Origin of the sequence: Burkholderia sp. JPY481 (genome assembly GCF_038900515.1) — a bacterium.
Classification (GTDB): domain Bacteria; phylum Pseudomonadota; class Gammaproteobacteria; order Burkholderiales; family Burkholderiaceae; genus Paraburkholderia; species Paraburkholderia youngii.
In genome coordinates, this window is record NZ_JAYMRT010000060.1 from 1 (window position 1) to 8617 (window position 8617).

Here is an 8617-nt window from a genome sequence, read left to right on the forward strand (position 1 = left end):
GGTTTCGCAAGGAGGTGCACAATGAACGCCCCGTCGCCCAAGGACGTATCTGGTTTTCGACCCAGTTGTTGTCTATGGGCACGTGACCGTCATCGAGATAGCGGGTCAGCGCATCCCATCGTTTAAGACTGTAATCCAGCGCTTTGGCAATTGCAGAACCTTCCGACACCAGCTTGCGCTGCGCCACCATCCATTCGTGAAGTGCGCCGCAGACCGGCTTGGCCCGACTCTGTCGAAGCTTGTGGCGTTCCTCGGCTTGCAGCACTGCAGCGTCGCGCTCGATGTCGTAAAGCGGAGCAAAGAACGGCAGCGCCTGCGCGGCGATCTGACTGCTGTGATTGGCGTGCAGATCGAAGAACTTGCGTCTCGCGTGCGCTGCATATCCAATTTCAGTGATGCCCTGCTGGAATCCAGCCTTGTACCCACTGTAGTCGTCGCATACCAGTTTGCCCTGCCAGTCAGCGAGGAACGCGCGGGCATGTTCGCCTGCACGGCTGTCGGCGAAGTCGTAGACCACGGCGCGCAGCTCACTGTAGTGCGTCGGCGTATACGCCCACAGATACGCGCGATGTGTCTTGCCTTTGCCGGGACCGAGCATCTGTACCGGCGTCTCATCCGCATGCAGCACACCCTGCTGCAGGATTTCCTGATGCAGCGCGTCGACCAGCGGTTGTAGTTGCACGCCGCACGTACCGACCCATGCGCCCAATGTCGAGCGCGGTATCGCGACGCCCGCTCGCGCAAAGATCTGCTCCTGACGATACAGGGGAAGGTGGTCAGCGTACTTGGCAACCAGCACTGACGCCAGCAGTCCCGCAGTCGGGATGCCCTTGTCGATGACGTGCGCAGGCACCGCAGCCTGCATCAGTGTTTCGCAGTTTCTGCACACCCACTTGCCACGGATATGCCGCTCCACGGTGAACACGCCCGGCGTGTAGTCCAGCTTCTCGCTGATGTCCTCGCCGATGCGCACGCGCTCGCAGCCACACTGGCATACGGTGCACTCCGGCTCATGCCGGATCTCTGTGCGCGGCAATTGCGCCGGCAGCGCTGCACGCTTCGGTTGCAGGGGTAGCGGCTCGGTTGTGGCTTGTGGCTGAAGTTGCTCGAGCTCAACTTCAATGGCGGCGAGATCCGCGTCAATTGCCTCGTCCAGCAGGTTCATCTGATCGCTGCTGAGCTGCTCGCTGCGCCTGCCGAACTGATGGCGTCTGAGAATCGATATCTCGTGGGTCAACTGGTCGATGCGGGTCTGCCGATAGCGTAATTCCCGCTCCTTCTCACCGACCTCCCGGGTCTTCTCTTCAATCTCCCGGTCCCGGTCTTCGACGCGTGCAATCAGTTGCGTGGCGAGCGCACGCAGTTGTTCGGGGCTAAGAGTGTTGAGGTCGGCGGGCAGATCCATGCAGACGAGTCTGCCAGAACCCCGGAGAGCGCGAAAGCGCGACCGTATACGTCCCGAACGTCCTCAAACGACACGGATCACGCCGTCCGCGCCGATGCGCTGCCATGGCAAACCCACCACCAGACCGGCAAGTTGTTCCTGCGTGAGCGCATGCTGCTTTGGTTCGCTACCCGCGCGCGGCCACGCGAACTGCCCCTGATTAAGCCGTCGCGCTGCCAGCCAGATGCCAATTCCATCGTGAACCAGCACCTTCAGGCGGTTGGCCCGCCGGTTGGCGAACAGGTAAGCATGGTGAGGATGCGCGGCGCCGAACACGGAGATCACCCGACCCAGCGCCGTATCGAAGCCAGCCCGCATATCCAGCGGGTCAACTGCCAGCCACACCTGGTCAATGCGGATCATGCGAGCCACTCGCGTAGCCACGCGGCGCACTGCGCTGCCTCCGAGGTTGGCCAGCTAACCGTGATCGACAGATCCGCGCGACGCACCTCGACGCGAATCTCAGTTGTACGCGTGTTTCGCGTCTCAAGTGGCAGCGGTACAAATTCCGGTGCTGGCGCCGCTGCCAATGGCGCTGCCAGGTCGCTACGCGCCACGAGCACGCAATCGTTCGTTTCGGCCTGCTCGACCCAACGTCGAAGCAGATTGGCGTTCAGTTTGTGGTGCAACGCGATCGCCGCGAGCGACACCCCGGGCCCCTGGCAAGCTGCCACAACCTGAGCCTTGAATTCGACGCTGTAGCGCCGGCGGCGACGGCGGCCAGGTGCCGCTGCTTCGTCAATAGTGTTCACGTGTCCACCTATTTAAGTGGACACGATGCTCCCAAGACTTTCACCGTGACTCAAGATGGGATGACCGGGCGCCTACCCTGATGCCGCACATGCGCAACATCAAGGATCTCGTGCTGTACGAGGCGGACCGGCTGCGCAAATACAAGCACATCGACAGCTTGTGCCGTCAGCCGGTGGACTGGCCACTCATCGAACGTCACTATGCCGACATGATGCGCGTTGCAGTGTCGATCAAGGCAGGCAAGATGACGCCGTCGACGGTCCTGCGCCGCCTGGGATCGGAGAGCACGAAAAACAAGCTCCGCTTCACATTCCGTGAGCTGGGGCAAGTGACGCAGACGCTGTTCCGGTTGAAACATCTCAGTGAACCAGACCTGCGTCGCACGATTCACGCCGCGACCAACAAGAGCGAGCAGTTCAACGACTTCGCGAAGTGGCTGATGTTCGGTGGCGAAGGCGCGATAGCCGAAAGCGTCCGTCACTGGCAGCGCAAGGTGATCAAGTACAACGACCTCGTCGCGAACTGCCTGCCGCAAAGGCATACAGCCCCAACGAGTCTTTTTGATTTCGTCCCTTAAACTACGCGTCGATCCGTCACCTTGCTCGAGCTAACGAAGACGCTATTTCGGGTATGCGGTAAGTAGAAAGCAGTCAGCGTCGTTTTTCTCGATTACTGCGACCCAGTTTCGTGTACCTTGGCAGACGAATCCCTTGTTTGCATTGCACGGTGAGCGGTTCTTACTGGGGTCTTTTCCAGTGAACGTCTTGACTACCAGACCAACTTTTTGTTCGCTTCGCCCGGTTAAGGTGGTTCTTCCGTTGGGGCCGGTCACCGCGCCGGGAGCGCTTGTCTTTATCGCGTCGGATATCGCCCTGAGCATTGTTTTCGCGTCTGTGAAGGAGCTTGCCGCTTCGGGATATGGCGCGCAAGTGTCACCCTTACCGCCGCCCCGATTGATGATGCGGCCGATTAAGCCGCTTTCTGATTTTCCGACGTGACACCTAACTGCGTGACCACCAGCGGATTCCTGCTGGCCAAGCCACTGCGCCCAGTTGCCGTTCGCCGGTGGGAGGCAGGTCTGTGCAGCCGCATTCAGCATTGTCAGTGCGAGTGCGCACGCTACCGCCGAAAAAACGGACGTCCTTAGTAGACGGATACGTATGTTGCGGTGAAGCGATTTTTTCATCTTGGTCCTTGTAGAGATTAGACGGTGTTAGGAACTTCGAAGTACCAGGATTGCACGGACAAGCACAAGCACGGCTACGACGACAAAATGCGGACCTGCGAGTGTTTCGGGCAAGCGTTCGTAGTCAAGTGGGAGGCGAAGGCGGTTGATCCATCCGAAGCTGCACTCGACTACCCATCGCCGCGGCAACAGCAGGAAACGCTTTTTCGCTTCGTCCAGCTTGACCACCTGGGGATCAATTCCTTAGGCGCGCGCAGCCTACGCAGGATGTTTGCCCGTGTCCCCCTGATCGGCAAAGACCACTTTTTCGGCTTCTCCCATTGCCTGCTGCACCTGACGCGCTAGCTCTGCCACCTGTGCCCGTTCCTGCTCGTTGGCCGGTGTCACGTGTACGGCGAGCAACTGACAGAATGTCGACCGCCATATGTACCTTGCTGCCACGCTTGCGCTTGTAGCCGTCATAGCCTGCGCGTGGGCCACTTTCACATGTCGATTGCAACGTGCGGCCATCAACGATAACCGCGCTCGGCTGCCCATGCCGCCCTTGCGCCACACGGACAATCGAACGAAGGTCACTCACCATGCACTCGAAACAGCCGCCGCCAGCCATCGTGCGTCTGCTGGTACACGAGTTTTCCCGACGAAAAAACGGTCAGCAGCACTCGCCACGCAGCCCCAGCGCGAGCCATCCAGCGCAACGCATTGACCGTTCGCGCACCTCGTACACTCTGTGGTGCACTCTCATCCATCAACGTTAGACGCTGCCACGAAGCTCCTTTCTTCGTCGAAAAACGTCTGTCGGATAGGCTTTACTTTTCGCTCTTGTCATGCCTCCCTTATGTTCCATGCTTGGCCCTAGAGAACCAATTTCGAGCACGCTTTCAATGTATTTCAGTACGACGAATGCATCGCCACTTTCTCAAGCCGCATGAACTTGGCCCCGCCATCGTTAGTGCGGTCGCGAAGATGGCAGTCGTCAGAAAATGGGATGCCGCACGTCTAACGCTCATCATGTGCCTTCCTTTCGGACTGTTCAAACATATTAAAGCAAATACACTTTTTGGAGATAAGTCAAAAATCCGTCGAGAGGACGTTGACTTCCTAGGAAAGCCATAACCTTTGCCATCTGAACAGCGGAACCACAAGGCAGGGCAGTCGTCCGTTTCAAACGTCCAAGATCCTCTACGCGATCGCGGCTACGATTCCGATTCCCGCAGTCCAGAACTGCGCCAGCGGGGTATCAAGCTAGGGCCTCCTCAAGCGTCGCAGAGGGTACGGCAGCCGGGTCGGAAAAATTCCGCTCGGTTCGATAAGCGAACTCACTCTTAGCTCCTTTGGCTGTTCTCCCGTCTGCTGGATGCAGAAGGTGTGGAACTGGGCCTCTAAAATCCCGGGGGTCGAACAGCGATGATCGTGCCAACAGCCAGATAACCGCGTGGATCGATATTCCTCGTTTTTAAACGACGAACAAGGTCGACAATGAAGATACGAAATGTCGTAAGTGCGACACTTCCCGTCTATCGTGTTCTGTATCCAGATCTATAAAGATAGATTCGACCACCCTATCTATTTGCACCGGAGCATTCGTGGTGACTTCCGCCTGCTTGAGCCACCGCGCGAGCTCGATACGCCGCGCAGACTCCTGTTTTCGACCGCGGTGTGGGCCGATGAGATGTTGCGTTGCCAACAGCAAAACTGAAACAACGGGCCGACTCCCCATTCGCCAAGGCCGACGCCCCGGATCCGGTCATAGGGACTGGCGTCAACCATCACCGTCGGCGCCGTCGCGAGCAACACGGAGCGTAGTTTATGGCTTTGCGCAAATTTCTCGCGACAGCCAACGAAGACAATCGATTCGCGCCGCGCGACCTATGTATCCAGAACGAAGTTGGCGACCTTACGGGCGAGCTTCTTCTGCGTCATCGGATCAGTCGTCGCGGGAATCTTCGCGGCGGACGTCTCGTCATCAAACAGCTTTGCCTTCGCGTAGTCGGGTAAGGGAAAGCCATTGCTGGCCGCCCCTCCCCTAAGAACCGGACTTGAAAGTTTCCCTTCATCCGGCTCAAGCCTCTCTAAGCCCCAGTCAAGGAGCCGGCTTGCGAACCTCGAGGTCTCGACTGTGAACCTGCCTATGGCAATTTGGATGCAGAAAGACGAGGTTTGAAATGCTACTGCTCCCGCCCCTCGATCTCCAGCGAATGTGATGAACATGCCATCCGCTCTGTTTGGTGATCTTCTCACCACAGTGAGCGCACTTGCCACCTTGGGAAATCCAAAGCGACAGAAGCACCCGCCGACCGGTCAGTGATCTCGCCATTCGAAGGCTGAGACGTTCTTCGAAGTAGCTTTCCCACTTTTGGTCGTAAGGATTCGCCTCGCCTTTTACAGCGGCGTGCCGAACGATGGTCAGTTTGCTCAAATGTTCAATCTTGAACAGCTTTGCATCGTCCGACTCGGGATCTCGCTCTTCTGCCGCGAAAATCCAGTCCCGGGAACCGATCCGATGGAAATATCGGTTCTTAATCCACGGGAGACGTTTCCGGGGGTGCCGGCGTTTAGCCCATCTCCATAGGCATTGCCAAATCAGGTAGTCCACTTTGTGAAATGTGTCTTTCGAGACAACGTGCCGGTGATAATTGCCCCAGCCCTTGATGATCGGATTCAACAGACGGATCAGCGTTGACTGCTTCACCTGCTTGTTGTTTCTGACCCACCTCTCGAATCTTTTCCATCAGCGAACGCACGCTTTTATCCGACGGCCGAATAAGGAGCTTCCCGCCGTACTTCCGGATATTCTGACCGAGAAAATCAAAACCTTGGTCAATATGCGTGATGAGGGTCTTTTCCTGCGAAAGCTCAAGCCCTCGTTCCCGGAGAAATGCTACAACTGCCGGGAGCACCTCATGTTCCAGGAATTCTTTCGAACGCCCTGTGATCACGAAGTCATCCGCGTACCGGACAAGATTGACACAACCCCTAAGCTTGTTTTTCGTGATCCACGTAAATCTGTCCCGAAGCATAGCCTGCAACCCATCCAATGCGAGATTGGCGAGTACCGGGGAGATGATTCCGCCCTGAGGGGTACCTTCCTCGGTGGGCGATAACACACCATCGCTCACAAAGCCTGCCTTCAACCATTTCCGGAGTATCGCTCGGTCCATTCGGACGTTCGCGAGGAGCCAGTCATGACTGATTTTGTCGAAACAAGCTTTAATGTCGCCTTCCAGCACCCATTGCGGCGAAGCCTTTTTTCCCAGCACACCGAAGCACCGTTCTATGGCGTCAGCCGTAGATCTGTGCGTACGGAAGCCATATGAATAATCATCGGCAACTGTTTCGGCCACCGGATCGAGCGATAGCAGGTGTAGCGCTTGCATCGCACGATCGCGGAGCGTCGGAATGCCCAGAGGTCTGAGCTTTCCATTGCTTTTCGGAATATAGATGCGCCGCAGAGGTGACGGTCGGTAACCTTGCCGCCTCATCAACAAAATGGCAGTGGACTTTGATTCCGGCGTAGACCAGGTTTCCCCATCCACACCCGGCGTGTTCTTGCCTTGATTCTCAGTTACCCGCTTCACGGCGAGAGCTTTGCCGTGAAACGAATGCGTTAGTAGCCATTGCAAGGCTTTCACCTTGCCCCAGCGACCTTCGCTCGTTGCCTTCACGATTCGCGCTTGCAGCCTTCTCACTTCTCGGTGGCAACGGGGCCATTCAATCTGGTGCCACTGTACCGGGTTGTGGGAAGGCGCACCCGCGTCTACCAACGATGCAGTCATCTGCTTTCCTCCCTCAAAAGGTTTATCAATACGTCTCGTGATGAAAGACCACGTGGAAGTGGGCGCCCTTTCGGGCCAGACGAAACAAACTGTCCGTATCTCAGTCATTACAACCGAGCCTTCGCTTTTTCCACGATCCCATACCCGCAATCCATCGTCACATCTTGCGATGCTCCTACCCTCGCGGGAGATATACGGGCTTACCGCGTTCCACGTAAGTAACGCGATCGGGTTAGGGCCTGTCTTTTCGCCGGTGACTTTGTGTCCGTGTGATCCGAATGATGAGCGAATCAACCAGTCACGTACCGTTTTGGTTCAAGCCTGTCAGCACATTTGGCTTGTTACAATTAACGACGTTTATCGACAGTTCACTTCTGTTACCCATACCGACCAGCCTAGCGACCGAACCCCAGTTGTGCTCGGAGTTCTCGGCTTCCCTCGCGGGGACACCTAGCCCGAAGGCGGTCTACATTGTCCTCAAGGCTTCTCACGGCACCGTTACCAGCATCGCGAGCTTGAGTAGGCTACTGCACACGGAAATGCAGGTTCCTTCGCTTAACATCAAGCTGGAACAATTACTTACGCGACTTCGCGTCGCACCATCATGAACTGTTCGACACACGTGAAAGAGACACCGCGGTAGGTGAAACGGCACGGATGCCAGTTGCTCAATACATCGTCCGCGCCGAAAAACCCGGTGTAATGCCCGATCGTGCGCATCGCACTAACTCCTTTCTGATTAACAGGGAATGGCCGCTTCTAGCGGCATGGTATCGATGCGCAAATGCTCGTTCGAAAACACTTGAGCAAACGTAAGCATCTGATCTGTACCGTTCCCCGCCTTGCGTAGAAGATGCAATCATCGGCTGCAACGGACACGAATGACTGACTGTGTCCACAAACAGCGGAGAATGGACACGGTGTCTCAGACAGTCGAATTACCTGCCAGGCGTCAGAACCAACGACATCCATTGGAGTGGAAGCGATCGGTCGTCGAGCAGACCTTTGAACCCGGTGCCGCCGTCGCCCGGATCGCCCGCGAGAACAACATCAACGCCAACCAGGTGTGGGCGTGGCGCAAACTGTACGCTCAGGGTTTGCTGGTGGACGACTCCCAGGCGCAGACGACGTTGCCTGTCGTTGTCGATGCACAGTCCGAACGGGCGATACCTCAGGAGCCGGATGCGCCACACACGCCTGCACCTGCCGTGGCTGCAAATGGCAGTATTCAGCTTCAGCATGGCAATACGTCACTTCGGATCGAAGGCGTGCCCGACGCGACGATCTTGCGCCGGTCCTTGAGCGGGTCCTCCGATGATTGGCCTGACCATCGCCGCCGGCGCTCCGGCCCCGTCAACACTTCCATCACTAATGACATGGTCCGCCCCGCCTCACCGGGCAGGTTACGCTGAAGGAGCTCACTCGTAACTGGAGACCATCATGGACCATGCGACGCTC

9 protein-coding genes and 2 pseudogenes are annotated in these 8617 nt (G+C 57.2%); 2 read left to right on the forward strand and 9 right to left on the reverse strand.

Features of this window, described 5'->3' with window-relative positions:
• The 3 genes from tnpC to tnpA (VSR82_RS39100) all read right to left on the reverse strand — a co-directional run.
• The coding region (gene tnpC, locus VSR82_RS39090) for an IS66 family transposase (RefSeq protein ID WP_498858831.1) at positions 1 to 1405 on the reverse strand (1405 nt) is incomplete at its 3' end.
• Positions 1406 to 1468: 63 nt separating this feature from the next.
• A complete protein-coding gene (gene tnpB, locus VSR82_RS39095) occupies positions 1469 to 1807 on the reverse strand; it encodes an IS66 family insertion sequence element accessory protein TnpB (protein ID WP_429464089.1) in 339 nt (112 codons plus the stop codon).
• Positions 1804 to 2196 (reverse strand): IS66-like element accessory protein TnpA, encoded by a 393-nt coding sequence (gene tnpA, locus VSR82_RS39100; protein ID WP_429327326.1) that lies wholly within the window; start codon positions 2194 to 2196, stop codon positions 1804 to 1806. The genes tnpB and tnpA (VSR82_RS39100) overlap by 4 nt, the downstream gene beginning before the upstream one ends.
• A gap of 77 nt (positions 2197 to 2273) precedes the next feature.
• On the opposite strand from tnpA (VSR82_RS39100), the pseudogene VSR82_RS39105 reads away from it, so the two are divergent.
• A pseudogene (locus tag VSR82_RS39105) lies at positions 2274 to 2720 on the forward strand (Tn3 family transposase); the annotation flags it as partial.
• 96 nt (positions 2721 to 2816) lie between these two features.
• Here VSR82_RS39105 and VSR82_RS39110 read toward each other — a convergent pair.
• The 6 genes and pseudogenes from VSR82_RS39110 to VSR82_RS39135 form a co-directional block, all read right to left on the reverse strand.
• On the reverse strand, positions 2817 to 3383 hold the full coding sequence (locus VSR82_RS39110) for an RNase A-like domain-containing protein (RefSeq protein ID WP_498858832.1): 567 nt from the start codon (positions 3381 to 3383) through the stop codon (positions 2817 to 2819).
• A 27-nt stretch (positions 3384 to 3410) separates the two neighbouring features.
• Positions 3411 to 4212: pseudogene (locus VSR82_RS39115) on the reverse strand (IS5 family transposase).
• Positions 4213 to 4949: 737 nt separating this feature from the next.
• Positions 4950 to 5234: a hypothetical protein gene (locus VSR82_RS39120; protein ID WP_410853146.1), complete on the reverse strand. Its 285-nt coding sequence runs from the start codon at positions 5232 to 5234 to the stop codon at positions 4950 to 4952.
• Positions 5235 to 5466: 232 nt separating this feature from the next.
• Positions 5467 to 6048, reverse strand: a complete 582-nt coding sequence (locus tag VSR82_RS39125; protein WP_498858833.1) for a group II intron maturase-specific domain-containing protein — start codon at positions 6046 to 6048, stop codon at positions 5467 to 5469.
• Complete coding sequence (ltrA, locus tag VSR82_RS39130) at positions 5939 to 7159, reverse strand: group II intron reverse transcriptase/maturase (RefSeq protein ID WP_498858834.1); 1221 nt, start codon at positions 7157 to 7159, stop codon at positions 5939 to 5941. The genes VSR82_RS39125 and ltrA overlap by 110 nt, the downstream gene beginning before the upstream one ends.
• Before the next feature lie 579 nt (positions 7160 to 7738).
• Positions 7739 to 7879, reverse strand: coding sequence for a hypothetical protein (locus tag VSR82_RS39135; RefSeq protein WP_498858835.1), 141 nt, complete (start codon positions 7877 to 7879; stop codon positions 7739 to 7741).
• Between the two features lie 191 nt (positions 7880 to 8070).
• On the opposite strand from VSR82_RS39135, the gene tnpA (VSR82_RS39140) reads away from it, so the two are divergent.
• A complete protein-coding gene (tnpA, locus tag VSR82_RS39140; RefSeq protein WP_429464199.1) occupies positions 8071 to 8571 on the forward strand; it encodes an IS66-like element accessory protein TnpA in 501 nt (166 codons plus the stop codon).
• Positions 8572 to 8617: the final 46 nt, after the last annotated feature.